This window comes from Pseudomonas antarctica, from assembly GCF_001647715.1.
In the GTDB taxonomy this organism is placed as follows: domain Bacteria; phylum Pseudomonadota; class Gammaproteobacteria; order Pseudomonadales; family Pseudomonadaceae; genus Aquipseudomonas; species Aquipseudomonas antarctica_A.
This window is the reverse complement of sequence record NZ_CP015600.1, coordinates 365,535-383,900: the sequence shown is the minus strand read 5'-3', so window position 1 is coordinate 383,900 and position 18,366 is coordinate 365,535. Positions and strand designations below refer to the sequence as shown.

Genomic DNA, 18,366 nt, shown 5'->3' with positions numbered 1-18,366 from the left:
CAAATGTGGGAGCGGGCTTGCCCGCGATTGCGGCGTGTCAGTCGAAGAAGATCTCAACTGTCAGTCCGTCATCGCGGGCAAGCCCGCTCCCCCATGGTTGATGGCGTGCTCCAGAAGCAGCACGCCGTCACATCAATTGAGTACCGCAGCGCCTGCCCTTTGAGCCTTGCGACGGCTCGACACATACAACCCCGCCAACACCACCAGCAAGCTCAGGATCCCGGTCGCAATGATCTCGACCCGGTGTGCTTCCTGGAACAGCATGATAGTCAGCGTACCCACGATGAACACCATCACCGCGTAGGTCAGGCCGGGGAACAGCCACATCTTGAAGACAATCTTCTCGCCCGCTGCCGTGCGCTTCTGGCGCATGCGCAGTTGCGACACGGCAATCACCAGGTACACCAGCAACGCAATAGCGCCGGAACTGGCCAACAGGAATTCGAACACCGCCGCCGGGGCCACGTAGTTGGCGAATACCGCCAGGAACGCCGCGCCAGTCGACAACATCACCGCCCAGTAAGGCGTGCCGCTCTTGTTGGTGCGCTTGGCCACAGCCGGTGCATCACCGCGACGACCCAGGGAGAACAACATGCGCGACGCGGTGTACAGCGCCGAGTTGAGGCAACTGGTCACGGCAACCAACACCACCAGGTCAACGATCAACTTGGCGTTTGGAATGCCCATGCGTTCCAGCACGGTCTGGTAGGAACCTACGGCCGCCAGGGTCGGATCATTCCATGGCACCAGGGACACAACGATGAAGATCGACAGCAGGTAGAACAAACCAATCCGCCAGATCACCGAGTTGGTGGCCTTGGTGATTTGCTGGCCCGGGTTCTTCGATTCCGCTGCTGCGATGGTGACGATCTCGGTGCCCATGAAGGAGAACATGGTGGTCAGGATTGCCGCCAGCACCGCGCCCATGCCGTTCGGCATGAAGCCCTGGGTGTCAAACAGGTGCGAAACGCCGCTGACCTGGCTGGTCGGCAGGAAGCCGAAAATGGCAGCCAGACCAAGGATCACAAAGCCCACGATCGCCACGACTTTGATCAGGGCAAACCAGAACTCGAACTCACCATAATGTTTCACGCTGAACAGGTTAGTCGCCGTCAGCAGCAAGGTGATGATCAAGGTAAACGCCCAGATCGCCACATTGGGGAACCAGGCATGGAGGATGGTCGCCGCCGCGTTGGCTTCCAACGGAATCACCAGCACCCAGAACCACCAGTACAACCAGCCGATGGTGAAGCCGGCCCAGTGACCGATCGCGCGGTCAGCGTAGGTGGAGAACGAACCGGTGTCCGGCGAGGCCACGGCCATTTCGGCGAGCATGCGCATCACCAACACCACCAGCGTACCGGCAGCCGCGTAGGCCAGCAGCACTGCAGGGCCGGCGGCAGCAATCGCGTGGCCGGAGCCGACAAACAAACCGGCACCAATAACGCCGGCAATCGACAGCATGGTGACGTGACGCGGTTTGAGCCCCTGTTCGAGGTCATTGGAGCTTTGCGTACTACTCATTGACACACCTTTGCGAGGAATTGCGAAAACGGTCCGCCCGACCTGCGATCTTTCTCGTGAAAAGAAACCAACGGGGCGTTCTTTATTTTTTACGCAAGATTTGCGCCAAAATGTTACAAGGTCGCGATTGACGCGGGCTGTAGGACAATTGATCAGCCGTCGCAAGTCATTGAGAACAATGGCATTCCGCTATAGCGTTACCGAGCGACTCACTTTCAAGACGCCTGCGCGCACCAAAAACACACACGAAAAGTGCGTGACGCCCCATTAGGGGGCTGATATGGACCGTTTGCCCGGTTAACCCTTCCAACACCCGGCCAAAGCTGGCACCATCGCGCCCTTTTTTACGCGAAGCCTGTGGATTTATCGGGTTCAAACGTCTGTTAGGTTGTTGATGGCGCGACACGCTGCTGTGCCGATGCGACACCCTGCCGCACACCACCCGTTAACAGTCCGTAGCGCTGTTGGCTGCCATCCGAACGCTATGCTAGCTTGGCGCCTCGCCAGGAAGGCGGCCCAACAGCAAGAACGCAATGAACACAATGAGGACCGCACATGGCCCAGGCCGCGCCCGCGCTTGAAATCCGCAACTTGCACAAACGCTATGGTGAGCTGGAGGTACTTAAAGGTATCTCGCTGACCGCTCGCGACGGCGACGTGATCTCGATCCTGGGTTCCTCCGGTTCCGGCAAGTCCACATTCCTGCGCTGCATCAACCTGCTGGAAAACCCGCACCAGGGTCAGATCCTGGTCGCCGGTGAGGAGCTCAAGCTCAAGGCTGCAAAGAACGGCGAGCTGATGGCCGCCGACGGCAAGCAGATCAACCGCCTGCGTAGCGAAATCGGTTTTGTGTTTCAAAACTTTAACCTGTGGCCGCACATGAGCATCCTCGACAACATCATCGAGGCGCCCCGTCGTGTGCTTGGCCAGAGCAAGGCCGAAGCGATAGAAGTGGCCGAAGCCCTGCTGGCCAAGGTCGGCATCAGCGATAAACGCCACGCCTACCCTGCGCAACTGTCCGGCGGCCAGCAGCAACGGGCGGCCATTGCGCGCACCCTGGCGATGCAGCCCAAGGTCATCCTGTTCGATGAGCCGACATCGGCGCTTGACCCGGAAATGGTCCAGGAAGTACTTAATGTGATCCGCGCGCTGGCCGAAGAAGGCCGCACCATGCTGCTGGTCACCCATGAAATGGGCTTCGCCCGTCAGGTTTCCAGTGAAGTGGTGTTCCTGCACCAGGGCCTGGTCGAAGAGCAAGGATCGCCACAGCAGGTGTTTGAAAACCCGCTTTCGGCGCGCTGCAAACAATTCATGTCCAGCAACCGCTAACGGAGCAACATGCATGCAGAACTATAAAAAATTCCTTCTGGCCGCGGCCGTTTCGATGGCGTTCAGCGCCACGGCCATGGCAGAAACCTTGAAAATGGGGATCGAGGCGGCCTACCCGCCCTTCAACAATAAAGACGCCAGCGGCAACGTCGTCGGCTTCGACAAAGACATCGGCGACGCCCTGTGCGCCAAGATGAAAGTCGAGAAGTGCGAAGTGTATGTGTCTGACTGGGACGGCATCATCCCGGCCCTGAACGCCAAGAAGTTCGACTTCCTGGTGTCCTCGCTGTCCATCACCGATGAACGCAAGCAGGCTGTCGACTTCACCGACCCGTACTACTCCAACAAGCTGCAATTCATCGCACCTAAAGCCACTGCGGACTTCAAGACCGACGCGGCTTACCTGAAGGGCAAGATCATCGGCGCCCAGCGCGCGACGTTGGCCGGTACTTACCTGGAAGACAAGCTGCCGGACACCGAGGCCAAGCTCTACGACACCCAGGAAAACGCCTACCTCGACCTGACCTCCGGCCGCCTCGACGGTATCCTCGCCGACAAGTACGTGCAGTACGAATGGCTCAAGAGCAAAGACGGTTCGGCCTATGAATTCAAAGGCGACCCGGTTGTAGAAAGCGACAAGATCGGTATCGCCGTACGTAAAGGCGACCCACTGCGCGAGCGCCTGAACAAAGCCCTGGCAGAGATCAAGGCAGACGGCACCTACAAGAAGATCAACGACAAGTACTTCCCGTTCAGCATCGAATGATCTGAACGGCCTGACCGACGCGCTCGCTTGAGCGCGCCGGCTTTTAGCAATGCCTGCCGCGATATGAAAACACCATGAATTTCGATCTCTACGGATTCGGCCCGGCCCTCGCCGCCGGCGCGCTGATGACCGTCAAACTGGCGCTCACGGCCTTGTGCCTGGGGCTGGTGCTGGGCCTTGCCGGCGCCTTGGCCAAGACGTCCCCCTACAAGCCGTTGCAATGGCTTGGCGGTGCTTACTCGACCATCGTTCGTGGCATTCCCGAGCTGCTGTGGGTGCTGCTGATTTACTTCGGCACGGTCAACCTGATGCGTGCCCTCGGCGAGTTTTTCGGTAACCCCGACCTTTCGCTCAGTGCCTTTGCTGCCGGGGTTATCGCCCTGGGGCTGTGCTTTGGCGCCTACGCCACCGAAGTGTTTCGTGGCGCGATCCTCGCCATCCCCAAAGGCCACCACGAAGCCGGTGTGGCGTTGGGGCTGTCGAAGTTTCGGATTTTCACCCGGTTGATCATGCCGCAGATGTGGCGCATCGCCCTGCCGGGGTTGGGCAACCTGTTTATGATTTTGATGAAAGATACCGCACTGGTGTCGGTGATCGGGCTGGAAGAAATCATGCGCCATGCGCAGATCGGCGTGACTGGGACCAAGCTGCCTTTTACCTTCTATCTTGCCGCCGCGATCATATATCTGGGCCTAACGTCGCTGTCGATGATCGCTATGCACTTCCTGGAAAAACGCGCCGCCCGCGGCTTCGTGAGGACGACGTAATGGAATGGGAAGTCATCTATAAGTGGCTGCCGAAATTTATTCAGGGCGCCATTCTGACGCTGGAATTGGTAGGTATCGCGGTAATATTCGGGCTGCTACTCGCCATTCCACTGGGCATCGCGCGGTCATCCAAACGCTGGTACGTACGCTCCCTGCCTTACGCTTACATCTTTTTCTTTCGTGGCACACCGCTACTGGTGCAGTTGTTCCTGGTCTACTACGGCCTGGCCCAATTCGATGCCGTGCGCGCGAGCTTCATGTGGACGTACTTGCGCGACCCTTTCTGGTGTGCCACGGCGACCATGACGTTGCACACGGCCGCCTATATTGCCGAAATCCTGCGCGGCGCCATCCAGGCTATACCACCGGGTGAAATCGAAGCGGCACGGGCGCTGGGCATGTCCAAGCCGAAGACACTGTTCTACATCATCTTGCCTCGCGCGACCCGCATCGGCCTGCCGGCCTATAGCAACGAAGTCATTTTGATGCTTAAGGCCAGCTCACTGGCGAGTACCGTGACACTTCTGGAACTGACCGGAATGGCTAGGACAATCATCGCGCGTAACTACCTGAACGTAGAAATGTTCTTCACAGCTGGTGTGTTTTACCTGCTGCTCTCCTGCATCCTAGTGCAAGGCTTCAAACTGCTCGAACGCTGGCTGCGCGTCGATGCCTGCCAGGGACGCTGAAGCGCGCTTTGAAGCGCTGGATGCGTTTCTGATCGAGCACCAAGGGCTGTGGCGACCACGGCCCTTTACGCACCTGCAGTTACCCTGGGAAACCCAACATCCCGAGCTGGCCCAGTGGCTGCGCCAGCGCTCGTTGGCCGAGGCTGAAAGCTGTCACAACCACCCCCATGACCTGCCGGCGCCCGCCCCCTTTGCACAATTGGCTGCGCAGGCGTTGCAGCTCAGTGCTGTGGACAGGTTACCGACACACGCGCTTGCACCCGCTCGCCATCGCCTGAATGTCGACGTACCTGGCCGCAAGTGGCAACAGATTGAAGCCTTCGGCACCGCACTTAATTTCGCCGAAACACCCACCCATTGGCTGGACTGGTGCGCCGGCAAAGGCCACCTCGGCCGCCGCTTGCTGCAAGCCGGTCAACACCTGACCTGCCTCGAATACGACCCGGCCCTGATCGCCTCGGGCCAGGCCTTGAGCGACCATCACGGCCTGCCCGCTAACCATCGCCTGCAAGACGTGATGGCGCCTGTGTCGATCAGCGCCGACCACACACCCGTCGCCCTGCATGCCTGCGGCGACCTGCACGTGCGCCTGCTGCAACTGGCCAGCGCAGCGGGCTGCAAGCAACTGGCGCTGGCGCCTTGCTGTTACAACCGCATCAGCGCTGACCACTATCAAGCGTTATCGAGGGTTGGCCGTGCGTCACGGCTGCAACTGTCGGTCGATGATCTGGGGCTGCCGCTAAGCGAAACCGTCACCGCTGGCAACCGTGTACGCCAGCAACGCGACACCTCCATGGCCCGGCGCCTGGGCTTTGATCAGTTGCAAAGGCAGTTACGCGGCCGTGACGAATACCTGGCCACGCCCTCCCTGCCCGCCCACTGGCTGGACAAACCCTTTGCCGACTATTGCCGGGAGCTGGCAGGCCTCAAGGGGTTTGCCACAGGCGAACAGGATTGGGTAACGCTTGAGGCGCACGGCTGGCGCCGCTTGGCGCAAGTGCGAAACCTGGAGTTGGTACGAGCGCTGTTTCGGCGGCCCCTGGAAATGTGGCTGGTGCTTGACCGGGCACTTTTCCTGGCGGACCAAGGCTATAAAGTCGAGGTAGGCAGCTTCTGCGAACCCACGCTGACCCCGCGCAACTTGATGGTGCTGGCTGAGCGCGATTAGGGAGCAATTTTTCCTGCATGCGCCCTGTGGATAACTCTGTTGATAGTTTATTCACAGAGGCTGTAGCTATCAGTGCTACAGACCAAAAGCCACCCTGGTCATTTTTTGTTCACAAAATAAAACGCACACAAAACAGGCAGTTGCAGCGCATTGAGAACAGCGCCACAAAATCGCTGTTTCGTGGCAGCAGCAACCAACCGATTGTGCATAAGCATTTAGCGTCAAGCGAATAAACAGCACTTTAGGCCGTTTTTTTCGGGGCCTTCAACAACCGGCAAATCTCATTCAGATCGTCAGTGAACAGCCTTTTTGCCACGGTATCCAACGGGTCAGTTGCAAACGCCAAGGCTTCATTGATGGCCATGTCGCGATGAATCTCCAGCGGCGCTTTCCCCAACCGCTGCTTGAACGCTTCAACCATATCCAGACTGAATGCACTGCTCTCATCCACTTGGTTGACCACCACATGCACAACTGGCGGGCGCTCACCCTCAAGGTGCGGCGCGAGCAGTACGTCGAAATGGTCGAGCGTACCGAGGCATGCGGCGTCGGCTTGCGTGATCACCAACACCACATCGGCAACGTTCAGCGCTTGATGGAAGTAGACGTTATTGCCGGCGGGCGTATCGATAATCACCGTCTGCCGCTCGCTCAGGCCCAGCGACGCGAGCCGCTGCGCCAGCCAGGCAGGCTCGTGCTTGAGCCAACGTTCGAGGTTTTCCTGCTGCTCAATGTCGATATCGCCAAAGGTAATCACCTGGCAACCGGCGAAGCCAATCTGCTGTAACGGGCGCCATTGCCCATGCTCCAGGCTGGTGCGGCCGATACCGGGCAATGTGGCACTGACGCCGAAGTGATGGTGCAAGGCGTTTTGCGGGTCAAGATCCAGCGCCACCACCGACTCGCCGTGGCGCTGTAAACCACTGCTCAAGGCCGTGGCCAGGGTGCTACGGCCGACACCGCCATTCATCGACACCAACGCCACCACTTTGGGGCGCAGCGCTGCAATATCAGTCAATTGGGATTGGGCAGGGGTGGTTTCATTAGCAGGCACGCTGCCAAAAAAGTGCATGCGCGCATTAATGCCTTGGGCATCATGGGTCACGTTTTTGCCGAACAATGCCAACAGTTCTTCGCTAAGGCTCATAGCCTGCTCCTCACGACGCAGCTTAAAGACGTGAAAGGTCGGCAAGCAGCACTTACCGCAGGTCTTCTTGTAGGCGTCCCAGTTGTCGCATTCTGTGACAGGAGCAACAAAGTGTCATTATTTTGATGTTTTCACTGATTGCTTTTTAGACAGACGGTAAATAGTCAATTTAATGGCCGGCACTTGCTAACTGCATGCGCGCACTCAAGGCACGGCACAACGCATTTACATCCTGGCAACCGACGCTGTTGATCACTGGGTCGAGCGGGTCTCGCCCATAGGCCTGCGCCTCACTGAACGCTAAGTCACGCCGCACGGTTCCCAATACGGCATCACCCAGGTGTAACGTGAAGACACCTGCCATGTCCTGGCTGAAAGCATGGCCGCCATCGACCTGGTTGATCACGTAAAACCGTTGAGGTGACGATGCGTTCGCAAGATACGGCGCGAGCACCTCGTCCATCCTGGCCAAACCACGAAACGAAACCGCATCCGGCTGAACCACCACCAGCACCGTATCCGCCACGGACATCGCCTGGGTCAGATACACCGTGTTGCCAGCAGGGACGTCGATGACCACCGTGTCCTCGCCATTCAGCCCAAGCCCAGCCAGGCGCTTGCCAAGAAATTCGAGGTCCTGCCCCAGCCAGCGGTTCAGGCTCTGTTGCTGCACAGCATTGGTCTTCCCGAAGGTCACCAGACGGCACCCGGCAAAACCTCGTTTGGGCAAGGCTTGCCAGGTCTGGTTAAGCAGGCTGGTTGCGCCAAGGCCCGGCAGATCAAACCCTGGGCACAAGTGATGAAACAGCGCGTTCTGCGGGTCCAGGTCCAACGCCAGCGCCGGGTGCCCCTGGCGTTGCAGACCATTGGCAAGTGCAGCAGCCAGCGTGCTGCGGCCCACGCCGCCTGTCGCAGAAACCACCACCACCACCTTCGGCGCAGACCCATCTGAATAAACAGCGGCAGGTGAACCGTCCAACACCTCAGGCGGGTGAAGAGACTCTGCTCCTCCTCGGTTCAAGTGATCCAGCAAACGCTGCAGGGGCTCAGCCAACCGCGGCTCGCGCAAATCGGGCACAGCGGGCGCGGTGTATGGTTTTGAAAGGTGATCTGCACGCCCCACTGACTGCTCCCCTTTTGCACTGCTGATCAAACAAGGGCGGCATTGTGTGATATCACAATGATAGTGTCAGTGTTTTGGTGCTTGTATCAGAATCCTTTCAGATAAGCGGCATGACGTCATTTTTATGGCTTGTCGTTTTTTTTGAATATTCACTTCTACAACAATGCGCTAGCCGACTCATGAGCCTTTTTTAGACAAACCTTGCTGATTTTTTCGTGATTGAGAGACAGGTGGGTATCGCTCAAACCGACTTCGTATCAGCACACACATATATCTACACGCCTACACAACAAGCCAAAACACCCACCTCACGACACAAACCCTGCGGACGTAAGCCACAAGCCGGATACGCAACGCGTATTCTCCAACCCTGTGGACCCCGCCGGGATGCGGCGTGGTGAATGCGCCGTGACGTATCCCGACTCGAAAGGCCCGACGCAGGCGTTGGGGTACATGGAATTTGCCGACCGTTACGGGGGGGGAATTGAAGCTGATTTGCAGCTCCAGAGACGACGAAAACGCAGCCATCGCAAAAAAACCTTGGTTTCTGCAAAAATAGTCAGAATTCAGGGGTTTACAGAAGCTTGCCAATCGCTATAATCGTCGCCCTAACACGCCGGTATAGCTCAGTTGGTAGAGCAACTGACTTGTAATCAGTAGGTCCCGGGTTCGACTCCTGGTGCCGGCACCATCCAAGGTTCCATAGAAGGCTTTCAAAATCTCTGGAACCCCCGAAAAACCCGCCTTCTGGCGGGTTTTTTCGTTTTGGCGTTCCGTCGGTTTCCGGTGAATTCTGGTTGATTCCAACCGTTTTAAGGATAGAGTTTGGGGTAGAAGGTCACTTCGATAAAAGGGAGTACCCTTATGTCGCGCACCACTGCTCCACTCTCCGACGCAGCTTGCCGCTCAGCCAAGCCCACCGACCGCGCCTACAAGCTTTTCGACGGCGACGGCCTCTACCTTCTAGTCCAACCCAATGGCCGCAAAGGCTGGCGCCTCAGATATGTCAAACCTGATGGCCGGGAAGGCCTTACCGCATTCGGCAGTTACCCCGTTGTAGGGCTCGCCGATGCACGCCGTAAGCGGCTTGAGATCAAACAGATGCTCGCGAACGGCATAGACCCTATAGAGTCCAAGCACCAAGCCAAGGTGGAGGCCGTGATCAAAGGCAGAACCTTTGAAAGCGTTGCACTGGACTGGCATACAGAAATGTCGGCCAAGTGGGCACCAGGCCATTCCAAGACGGTGATGAGCCGCCTCAAAACCCACGTATTCCCGCTGATCGGCGCCCGCGCCATTGTCGATCTCGACACCCATGACCTCATGCAGCCCTTGGAAGCCATCAAGAAACGCGGAACGATAGACGTTGCTTTAAGGGTACAAAACTACCTGCAGAGCATCATGCGCGAGGCAAAACGCCTCCGGCTTATCACCACAAACCCTGCTTACGACCTCGAAGGCTCGATCAAAGCCCCGCGGGTGGTACATCGCCCCGCTCTACCCTTATCGCGACTGCCGGAACTGCAGGAGCGGATCGACACCTATAAAGGCCGGGCACTTACCCGTCTGACGGTGATGCTGTCGCTGCATGTGTTTGTACGCTCCAGCGAGCTGCGTTTCGCACGCTGGAGCGAATTCGACCTCAAGCGCGGCACCTGGGAAATCCCAGACACTCGGCCAGCGCTGGAGGGAGTACCCTTTTCCACAAGGGGTACGAAGATGGCCGGGGACATCCACCTTGTACCCTTATCGCCGCAAGCCGTGGCTCTACTCGAACAAATCCATACGCTCACAGGTAACTTCGCATTGGTCTTCGCAGGCGATGCCAAGCCCTGGAAGCCCATGTCCGAAAATACCGTGAACAACGCGCTTCGAACGATGGGATACGACACCAAAACCGATATCTGCGGGCATGGGTTCCGTTCGATGGCCTGCAGCGCACTGATCGAGTCAGGATTGTGGTCGGAGACAGCCATTGAGCGGCAGATGAGCCACAAGGAGCGCAACAACGTACGCGCCGCTTACATCCACAAAGCAGAGTTCATCGAGGAGCGCAGGCTGATCATGAACTGGTGGAGCCGGTACCTAGAGACCAACCGGCAGGAGCATGTCACTCCACACGAATTTGCGAACCAGACCGGAGCGAACGTTACTCGCCTAAAAGCAAAACGTGGCGCAACCGAGTAAGCGCTCGGCCTTCATATCTCAGTGATCCGCTTGTCCACGCGGGTCCATCCAAACAGGGCTGCAAAGCCGCCCTGCTTGGATGGACCTCACTTAAAAATCTAAAGCCCACACAACTGTCTGAGGAAAACCACAGATTTCCACCGGTGGATAATTTCATCCACAGCCGCAAAACTCCCAAAAATTCGAGCCTTGACCCAAATTATCCACAGGCGTAGAAAAGATCGGGCAATGAGCTGTCGTTGACAGCAACCCAGGTAGCCCGAACCTTTGAGGCTACGCCACACCGTGGTGGTTCACCCCAAGTGCGATTAGCGTCCGGCGGCTCGCACGGTCACAGCAATGTGATGGATGCCTACTTTTACCAATGTGCCCATTGCGGCAACTCATCCCCTTCCTAGCTGCCCTGCAGCAACCTATCCGCTTGGCCATTTCATTGCGCCAACCTGCGCCCGTCTCTTTCTCCCGGAAAGAGACGGGCGCTCCTACCTCTGCTGCAGCCCATATCGCACGTGGCTTTGCGGCAACTCCACTCGTGACAATCGGCGTGACAAACACCGAAGTCACCAACAACAGCGACGCAGATGATGGTGCCGCAGACCACGGAATGGACTGCACCTGACTGACAGTCAGGCACGCCTCGGTCATCGCATCACTGCCTTCACTCGACTCAGGATCTCGTGGCATTGGTCTCGTCAGCCAGCGCAGCCTCCACCCGCCCACTTCCTCGGAAGTGCTCAGGAGGCCAGATCATGAGATACCCAAGCTCCCGGTCGTAAAGAGCCGCCAGTCCCGCGTTAGTGGACAACCCTCACAGGTCGCAGGGGCCTTGATCCCTGATAACACTCAACATTCTTGGCGGGATGACGTGGGGAAGGTTTCAAAGGTTTTGGCTTCGAGAGGAGATTGATCATGGCACTGATAAGCAGGCGAGATGGACGCAATTTTGGCTATGGCCGGCAACTGAGCTATGCCGGGCCGCAAGCGCTCAAAGATCTTTTTGGCGGCGGCCATTACGGCACGGTCAAAGCGCACAGCGATCGCTGGCAGGCGTTCGTGCGCTGGTGTCGGTCGGAAGATGGGCCGGGGCTTAACGATGCGCGGCAGATTGATCGGCAGACCTTGCTGGATTACGCGGAGCATCTGCGTCACCAAGTTGAACAAGGCGCTATTGGCATCGCCACCGCGCAAAACCGATTGTCCAGCGTCAACCGAACCATGGCCGCGCTTCGCGGTGATCAGTATGTGAAAGTGACGAGTCCGAGCAAGGCGTTGGAAATGCGGCGCACCAGTGTTCGTCGCTCGCTGCCACAAGGCCAAGACCGCGAACAGGTGACGCGGATCGTCGACGTGCTCTGCGCACACCAAATGCCACGCGCCGCGGCCATCGCTCAGTTGACGCGAGCCACCGGCATGCGCCTGCGCGAGGCCATTTTGGCCGACCTGCCGCGTCTAAAACGTGAGGTCGAACACTACAGCAAGATCAACATCCAGGACGGCACCAAAGGGGGCCGCTCCGGCGCGTCGGCATCTCGTTGGATTACAGTAGATGATCACATCCGCGACGTACTGGCATTCGCCCAACAAGTCTCGCCTGACGGTAGCCGCAACCTGCTTGCGCTGAACGAAAGCTACCTCGATTTTCAACGGCAGATCGTCCGCCCTGCACGGGACATCCTCCATACGCACAACCTCAAAGGCTTCCACGAATTGCGGGCGGCCTATGCGTGCGAACGCTATGAGCAAATCACTAATCATCTCGCACCCATCAACGGAGGCAGTTGCCACCAGCTCGACCGGCACCTTGATCAGCAGGCCCGAGTGCAAATCAGCTATGAGCTGGGGCACGGTCGTACTGACGTGGTATCGGCCTACATCGGTGGTCGAGTATGAGCACGTCGTTCGATATGGAGCTGTTCCTGGCTGGAGTACTGACCGGCGCACATGCCACACGCGAACGTCACATCCGCCAAGCCAAGACTATTCAAGCAGCCATTTATGAACGCTGGAACCGAGATAATCCATGGACATGGAAAAGAAAATATCTCGTATGGTTTCTAAATCATCACATAAACCAGCATGCGAAATCGACGCGCTATTACTATCTGCTAACCATTCTTCTGCTTACTCTTCGCTTAGGGAAACCTTGGCAGTTCAACATGCCGAATGAAGGTCAACATGCATAACGGACGATCAATCCCGGTAGGGAGTTTGTAACGACAGTGACAGGCCCACAGACTACCCAATTGTGTGAAAACACATGCACCGATGTGAAGTCTGCGTTGCTACATAACATCCGCCAGCGCCTGGTTAGTCAGCAGACCTAAAATTTTCGTAGAAACCCGCTTTTTGTTGTAGTTCAGACTACCAAACTGGCCATAAATCACTTTCTCACAGCCCGGACCCAAAACGAAAGCTACACGAAATGTTATTGAGTGTTACCTCCAGATTACCTTTAGAACCGGGATACCGGGGAGTACTGATGCACATCAGGCCTTTGCATAGATTTTTAGTACGCCTCAAAAATAAAGAATGGCTCTGCACGTAATGTTAAAACTAATTGAAACCCCAATTAAAAACTTCAATTAAATATACTAGATCTTTGCTAGTGATTTTAATCATTAGATCATTAGTAACTCACTCCAAACCCAGCCACTTAAGCTTATATCATATTTGTTCGTATATATTAAAATCCACTTTTTAAAAATCCACCCCTAGACCTGTCGAATTCAAATAAAAAGGAGTAAACTAATGAGGTAAATCGAAAACACCAATTTCAAAAAATATTCCACAGTCAAATCAGACGTTGAGAGAAATATATGAATAGAGATTTCAAAGACCGAATCAAAGCAATGAACACTATGTACAAATTGCCTATCAATGAGCAGCCAGTTTTACTCGAAGACACTGCATCCCGGCTTTTGAAGTTCAAAAAAACTCTTGCAGAAGAAGTGGAGGAACTAGATATTATTGTTGAGCAGATACATAACAACGAAGCCGATATTGAGATTAAAGTTGCAATCGCAGATTTATTGGGAGATGTCATTGTCTATTGCCGTTCTGAGGCAACTAAGTACGGAATCCCTCTCGAGGAAGTGCTAGACATCATTATGGATAGCAATGAAAGCAAACTGGGCGCAGATGGACAGCCAATTTATGACGAGAATGGAAAATTTTTGAAGGGTCCAAACTATTGGAAGCCCGAACCAAAAATAAAAGCGTTATTGGAAAACCACTCCAAAAAGTAACCAATGCAGATTGTCAAGGAGGAACTGTGAAATCCATATACTTGAACAACATAAGAAGCATTAAATCCATAGAGGCTGCATTGTGGCAAATATTTAATGAGCCTCAGTCAGAGTTTAAGCTATCAGCATCAGAGACAAAAGCACGACACGGCGCCATGCATGACGCCTCAAGATTACAAATGCTAGTAACTTTGGCTAGAAGAAACAGCCAAGGCCTTTTAGTTCTCCACGAACAATCTAATGTAGAGAACTCTATCAACGACCTAATGAGCTATGCGCCTGGCATTGCTGCGGTGCGACTTGCAAAAGGCGTAAGGGTTGGCGATAAAATTATAGACCGACGAGAAGTTTTAACTGCGGCTGTTGACAAAATGAATGCAACTGACGCCGAGCAGTATAATAGTTTAATTACGGGGCGAACCATTGATTTAATTTGTGTTGCTGCTTCGAAAGTAGAATTTCTTCGCCCGCTATTTTTTGCTAGAACTGAAAAGGCAGTAAAAGAACCGCGCGATATGTATTTACAAATGAAAAAAATGCTTGCTGTTATCGCTAAAAAACAAGCATCAAAAATTGATATAGAATTCACTCGCGCTCTTGGGTTATTTGCCAGCGAATTAATTTCAAACACGCAAGAACATGCGCGATCAGATCACACGGGCAAACTTTATCCAGCGCACGTGGAGGGGCTGATATTTAGTTTGAGCAGCCTTAATGAGGAACTGTTTTCGGAAGACTTCAAAGGAAATTATCATCTAAACGAATATTGGAAACGTGAAATCTCTGACACTGTGGGGGTGGAGGGAAAGCTAAATGCAATTGAAATAAGCTTTTTTGACTCGGGACCTGGATTAGTTGGTAGATATACAGGGAAATTGGTAACTGAGATGAGTCTGGAAGAAGAGCGCGCGCAACTTATAAAATGCCTGACGCATAATATCACTTCCAAACCCGGACATTTTGCCGGGGAAGGATTACCTTCGGTTATTACAGCTTTAAAAAAAATTGGCGGTTTAATGCGCATTAGGTCAGGCCGCATGTCAATCTTTAATCAGTTTGAGCCATTCGACGTAAAAGATGATCTTTTTGACTTCAAAGATTGGAATCACGAGCCACTAGCACCTGTTCACGGCGCGGTGGTTTCTTTTATTGTGCCGATCAGGGACGCATCATGAAGAGGTACCATTCTTGGATTTGCGATGAAGAGTGCTCTACCAACTCTATTCGCCTAAGCGTATTGGTAATTTGCTACAACTCTTGCATATTGGAGGTTGATAGCTTTTACAAGGATATCGAGGAGTCGTTAAAGCGTTTAGAGGTATTGCCTGACTGTGTATATTTTGTAGGTAATTCTGCGCAATTACGAGTGGCGAAAAACGCCCTTTCCCCGGAGCAAAATCAACGAGAAATACTAATAAAACGCGGACAACGGTACGGCACAGACTTTGTAAAAGTTTATAATTTCTTTGCATGGGACGGTACAAATTTCGTTGAGCATAGCTTATATCCTGGTCCGACCATCGAATTCAAAATAGACGGTAGAAAACTTTTTCTTCCTGGACTGCTTTCTTTAATTGAAGAGAATAACGTAGTCCATCTTGCACCCTCCGGCCACTCCTTCAAGCATCCCTCCGGAAATATTAACAAGCTATTCATCCAGTCCCGTGAACTTGCAAGTAATGAGGCCCAGCTGTATGTATTGGGATACGCATTAGCTGCGAAATACTTTGACAAACTGATTTCCTCCAGACTGATTCTCATTGATACAATGGGTATTTATTCTGTAGTCAAAACCGCATTGCAATTAGTGGGCGGCAGCGCAGAAATTCAAAGCTTTCACTCTTATGAAAATCTAGCGTTAATAAGCGAGCCCGACGTAGAATATTTCTGTGTGATTTCAGCTTCAACTTCCGGCTCGATGGCAAGAAAACTTGTCAAACAAAATTTTAAGCCTGAAAAAATCCTCACATTAATAGATATAAGTGATCAGGGGCGTGAAGGTGGTGTTCTAATACCTTTAAGCAAGATGAGCCGCAGTTATAGCAATTTAGTTTCAGACGAACTGGGTACTCTCATTGAGTTGATTGGAGAGAATTTTACGTCCAAGGCAAAGCCACCAAAATCCGTTACGGTTGCCCTAAAGCATAATCCCGATCATCTTGGTGAAATTTTAAAAAAATTCGGCCTTGATGGCGTACTACCATTAAACTCAATGACTGCTGGTAAATCTAGACTGATAGAGCTAGATGCATCTCGACTTTTGACCGATGCCGAATTTAGCCATTGGCTCGATATCGAGATTAATTGGTCTGTCAGTATGGCTATAAACTGTATAGTCTACTGTGGAGGGGAAAGTTCTCGCCTACTTGCTGAGTTAGCACTGCAGAAGGTGAAATCCAGATTAGACTCAAGCATACAAATTCATTTGGTATCTCAGGATGAACTTTCTTCTTTAACAGACGCGACAGTAACAGGAGTTTTGGTAGTTTCGGCTGTCGTAGGTGATGGAGGGGGGCTAAGAGACGTTAGTAGGGATCTTCGGAATTTTGTAGATGCTACCATCCCAAGACATTTTATTGCAGCGGTTGGGCTTCCACAAACTGAGGCATCTTGGGGGAAGCTAACGGATTTTCTCACTCGAAATCCAACGTCTCGCAAATATGGATTTTCAAATTGGCTGTTGCTCCCTATCGGATACGATGGTGTTGAAACAGCATGGCGACGTCTCGGCAAACTGTCTGCCGAGGCTGAGCAGGCGGATCCAAGTATCTCTGGCCTTGATATAGATATAGCTCGAAACTCTCTGGATATGGTTTCTGTTCTTATAGAAAACAACTACCACAGTTTTTTGCCAAAGCCAGATGGAGAAAAACTGGATCTCTCTCATGGTTTCTTGTTCTTCGAAGCGGGAAGCGAAATTGCTGAAGCGTACGACAAAGTAAGTCAAAGCGCAGTATATCTTACGATGACATCGGTACTGCAGAAAGCGCGCGAGCATAAAGATCATGCTATCCAATTGAAAGCTTCTGGGTACGAATCTGTTGTGCTCTCACCCGAGTGCTTCTTGCGCTTTAACGACAATATTTTGCAGGCATGTTTTTTAAGGGCTGCTCATCCTCATGAATTGGATTACTCGGCAAGCCCCGATCTGAGCAAACTAATGAAAGAGTTTTTGCTCAAGGTTTTTCAGCGGCATTCGCACAAATTCGGTGACGCGTCATTGGAATTTGCGGCAGCGTTAGCTGTCGGGAGTTTAAAACTTAGCGAGCCTGACACAAAGGTTTTAATATCAACCGCCATTTCCATTATGAAAGATGTAGCTTCTCCACTGCTCGGCTTTCTAGTTATGGCACATATAAAACATTCAAATTGAAATCATGTTCGCTGTAACGCCATTTGGCGTTACAGCATTTTCAAAATAATTCTCAGCTTTTTAGTTATCGCGATGATAATTTTTATTGCTAATCTACAGCTAATCCAATCCCAGCATGGCGGAACGAATTAGCACATAAACTAAAGCAGTTATTTCACTCGACACACGAAAACACCAAGTAGCCACCACTTACCTAACGCTTAAGTTTTTCTTGCTGATCATTTTATTGATTTTCAGCAAGCTGACTTATTGGGATAGTTTTAGAGATAGAAGCACTCACATAAAAATATTTTTCTAATGATACTCAATTATTTACAAATCGATTCGACTCTTGGTGCCGGCACCATATAAGACGAAGCCCTCACAGCAATGTGAGGGCTTTGTTGTTTCTGGGCGCCTGTAATCTTCTGCAGCGCTTCGACACATCCCTCCCGCGTCCCCTATCCGCTATTGACCCCTCTCCCTCTGGAGCCTGACGGCTGCAGATCTTGTACACAGCGTATACCGTGGAAATAGTGGTATGAGCCCGATTTCATTCTCATAACTTCCCGCAAGGCTGGAAAGGTAAGTTGGTCTGCAACGATTTTAGCGGTTACAAGGCCAGCTTCGAACTCGGCGCGACCGAGCTTGGCTGCCTGGCCCAGGCCCGGCGCAAATTCTTCGAATTGCGCGCTACTAATAAGAGCCAGCTCGCCGAGCAGGCCCTGCGTTGCGTCCAGTGGCTGTACGAAATTGAGAGTGTTGGGGGGCAGTATTCAATCAGCGCCAACAGCCTGAACCCAGGCCCACTGAGAATCCGACTTTTTCAGCAGAATCGGCCAATTGTTGCTCACTGGCTATGTCTAGCCTCCCGCAAATTTCTGGATCAGATGGGTCGGCCCGGACACGATTAGCAGATCACCAGGCCGGATCAGGGTGCTAGGGGTGGCATGCTGGAAGTCTTGATTGGTGCGCTTCAACCCCACGACGGTCACCCCGAATTTTTCGCGGATTTGCCCGTCGGCCATCGGGATGATGGGCTGGCGAGTGGGGCTAATTTGGGCGTGCG

14 protein-coding genes, 1 tRNA gene and 2 pseudogenes are annotated in these 18,366 nt (G+C 53.5%); 13 read left to right on the top strand and 4 right to left on the bottom strand.

Annotation, left to right across the window (positions count from 1 at the left end):
* Window positions 1–132 precede the first annotated feature (132 nt).
* Window positions 133–1,524 (bottom strand): GABA permease, encoded by a 1,392-nt coding sequence (gabP, locus tag A7J50_RS01510; protein ID WP_064450234.1) that lies wholly within the window; start codon window positions 1,522–1,524, stop codon window positions 133–135.
* Window positions 1,525–2,079: 555 nt separating this feature from the next.
* On the opposite strand from gabP, the gene A7J50_RS01505 reads away from it, so the two are divergent.
* From A7J50_RS01505 to A7J50_RS01485, 5 genes are all read left to right on the top strand, one after another.
* Window positions 2,080–2,853 carry an ABC transporter ATP-binding protein gene (locus tag A7J50_RS01505; protein ID WP_053253869.1) on the top strand — a complete coding sequence of 258 codons (774 nt, stop codon included), beginning with the start codon at window positions 2,080–2,082 and terminating at the stop codon, window positions 2,851–2,853.
* Window positions 2,854–2,866: 13 nt separating this feature from the next.
* Window positions 2,867–3,619: an ABC transporter substrate-binding protein gene (locus A7J50_RS01500; RefSeq protein WP_064450233.1), complete on the top strand. Its 753-nt coding sequence runs from the start codon at window positions 2,867–2,869 to the stop codon at window positions 3,617–3,619.
* 74 nt (window positions 3,620–3,693) lie between these two features.
* Window positions 3,694–4,386 (top strand): ABC transporter permease, encoded by a 693-nt coding sequence (locus A7J50_RS01495; RefSeq protein WP_064450232.1) that lies wholly within the window; start codon window positions 3,694–3,696, stop codon window positions 4,384–4,386.
* A complete protein-coding gene (locus A7J50_RS01490; protein ID WP_064450231.1) occupies window positions 4,386–5,075 on the top strand; it encodes an ABC transporter permease in 690 nt (229 codons plus the stop codon). The genes A7J50_RS01495 and A7J50_RS01490 overlap by 1 nt, the downstream gene beginning before the upstream one ends.
* The gene (locus tag A7J50_RS01485) at window positions 5,056–6,243 is read left to right on the top strand and encodes a methyltransferase (protein ID WP_064450230.1); all 1,188 of its coding nucleotides are present in this window, start codon (window positions 5,056–5,058) and stop codon (window positions 6,241–6,243) included. Before A7J50_RS01490 ends, A7J50_RS01485 begins: the two co-directional genes overlap by 20 nt.
* 241 nt (window positions 6,244–6,484) lie before the next feature.
* Here the strand turns inward: A7J50_RS01485 and bcsQ are convergent, their stop codons facing one another.
* Both bcsQ and A7J50_RS01475 read right to left on the bottom strand, forming a co-directional pair.
* The gene (bcsQ, locus tag A7J50_RS01480; RefSeq protein WP_064450229.1) at window positions 6,485–7,390 is read right to left on the bottom strand and encodes a cellulose biosynthesis protein BcsQ; all 906 of its coding nucleotides are present in this window, start codon (window positions 7,388–7,390) and stop codon (window positions 6,485–6,487) included.
* 169 nt (window positions 7,391–7,559) lie between these two features.
* Window positions 7,560–8,312 (bottom strand): cellulose synthase operon protein YhjQ/BcsQ, encoded by a 753-nt coding sequence (locus A7J50_RS01475; protein WP_237140878.1) that lies wholly within the window; start codon window positions 8,310–8,312, stop codon window positions 7,560–7,562.
* Between the two features lie 816 nt (window positions 8,313–9,128).
* Here A7J50_RS01475 and A7J50_RS01470 point away from each other — a divergent pair.
* The 8 genes and pseudogenes from A7J50_RS01470 to A7J50_RS01440 all read left to right on the top strand — a co-directional run.
* Window positions 9,129–9,204: transfer RNA gene (locus A7J50_RS01470), tRNA-Thr, on the top strand.
* A gap of 173 nt (window positions 9,205–9,377) precedes the next feature.
* A complete protein-coding gene (locus A7J50_RS01465; protein WP_064450228.1) occupies window positions 9,378–10,700 on the top strand; it encodes a tyrosine-type recombinase/integrase in 1,323 nt (440 codons plus the stop codon).
* Between the two features lie 909 nt (window positions 10,701–11,609).
* Window positions 11,610–12,590 carry an integrase domain-containing protein gene (locus A7J50_RS01460; protein WP_064450227.1) on the top strand — a complete coding sequence of 327 codons (981 nt, stop codon included), beginning with the start codon at window positions 11,610–11,612 and terminating at the stop codon, window positions 12,588–12,590.
* Window positions 12,587–12,883, top strand: coding sequence for a hypothetical protein (locus A7J50_RS30330; RefSeq protein ID WP_082895812.1), 297 nt, complete (start codon window positions 12,587–12,589; stop codon window positions 12,881–12,883). Before A7J50_RS01460 ends, A7J50_RS30330 begins: the two co-directional genes overlap by 4 nt.
* 633 nt (window positions 12,884–13,516) lie before the next feature.
* Window positions 13,517–13,945: a MazG nucleotide pyrophosphohydrolase domain-containing protein gene (locus A7J50_RS01455; RefSeq protein ID WP_064450226.1), complete on the top strand. Its 429-nt coding sequence runs from the start codon at window positions 13,517–13,519 to the stop codon at window positions 13,943–13,945.
* A 26-nt stretch (window positions 13,946–13,971) separates the two neighbouring features.
* Window positions 13,972–15,120 (top strand): hypothetical protein, encoded by a 1,149-nt coding sequence (locus tag A7J50_RS01450; RefSeq protein ID WP_064450225.1) that lies wholly within the window; start codon window positions 13,972–13,974, stop codon window positions 15,118–15,120.
* On the top strand, window positions 15,117–17,318 hold the full coding sequence (locus A7J50_RS31305) for a hypothetical protein (protein ID WP_156526244.1): 2,202 nt from the start codon (window positions 15,117–15,119) through the stop codon (window positions 17,316–17,318). Before A7J50_RS01450 ends, A7J50_RS31305 begins: the two co-directional genes overlap by 4 nt.
* 533 nt (window positions 17,319–17,851) lie before the next feature.
* Window positions 17,852–18,058, top strand: a pseudogene (locus tag A7J50_RS01440) (IS66 family transposase); the annotation flags it as partial.
* A 102-nt stretch (window positions 18,059–18,160) separates the two neighbouring features.
* Here A7J50_RS01440 and A7J50_RS30325 read toward each other — a convergent pair.
* Window positions 18,161–18,313 (bottom strand): annotated as a pseudogene (locus tag A7J50_RS30325) (TrkA C-terminal domain-containing protein); the annotation flags it as partial.
* Window positions 18,314–18,366: the final 53 nt, after the last annotated feature.

Excerpts from the sequence above, each read along its gene's own strand:
- gabP (WP_064450234.1), bottom strand. The coding sequence starts at position 1,524 with ATGAGTAGTACGCAAAGCTCCAATGACCTCGAACAGGGGCTCAAACCG.
- A7J50_RS01505 (WP_053253869.1), top strand. The coding sequence starts at position 2,080 with ATGGCCCAGGCCGCGCCCGCGCTTGAAATCCGCAACTTGCACAAACGC.
- A7J50_RS01500 (WP_064450233.1), top strand. The coding sequence starts at position 2,867 with ATGCAGAACTATAAAAAATTCCTTCTGGCCGCGGCCGTTTCGATGGCG.
- A7J50_RS01495 (WP_064450232.1), top strand. The coding sequence starts at position 3,694 with ATGAATTTCGATCTCTACGGATTCGGCCCGGCCCTCGCCGCCGGCGCG.
- A7J50_RS01490 (WP_064450231.1), top strand. The coding sequence starts at position 4,386 with ATGGAATGGGAAGTCATCTATAAGTGGCTGCCGAAATTTATTCAGGGC.
- A7J50_RS01485 (WP_064450230.1), top strand. The coding sequence starts at position 5,056 with ATGCCTGCCAGGGACGCTGAAGCGCGCTTTGAAGCGCTGGATGCGTTT.
- bcsQ (WP_064450229.1), bottom strand. The coding sequence starts at position 7,390 with ATGAGCCTTAGCGAAGAACTGTTGGCATTGTTCGGCAAAAACGTGACC.
- A7J50_RS01465 (WP_064450228.1), top strand. The coding sequence starts at position 9,378 with ATGTCGCGCACCACTGCTCCACTCTCCGACGCAGCTTGCCGCTCAGCC.
- A7J50_RS01460 (WP_064450227.1), top strand. The coding sequence starts at position 11,610 with ATGGCACTGATAAGCAGGCGAGATGGACGCAATTTTGGCTATGGCCGG.
- A7J50_RS30330 (WP_082895812.1), top strand. The coding sequence starts at position 12,587 with ATGAGCACGTCGTTCGATATGGAGCTGTTCCTGGCTGGAGTACTGACC.
- A7J50_RS01455 (WP_064450226.1), top strand. The coding sequence starts at position 13,517 with ATGAATAGAGATTTCAAAGACCGAATCAAAGCAATGAACACTATGTAC.
- A7J50_RS31305 (WP_156526244.1), top strand. The coding sequence starts at position 15,117 with ATGAAGAGGTACCATTCTTGGATTTGCGATGAAGAGTGCTCTACCAAC.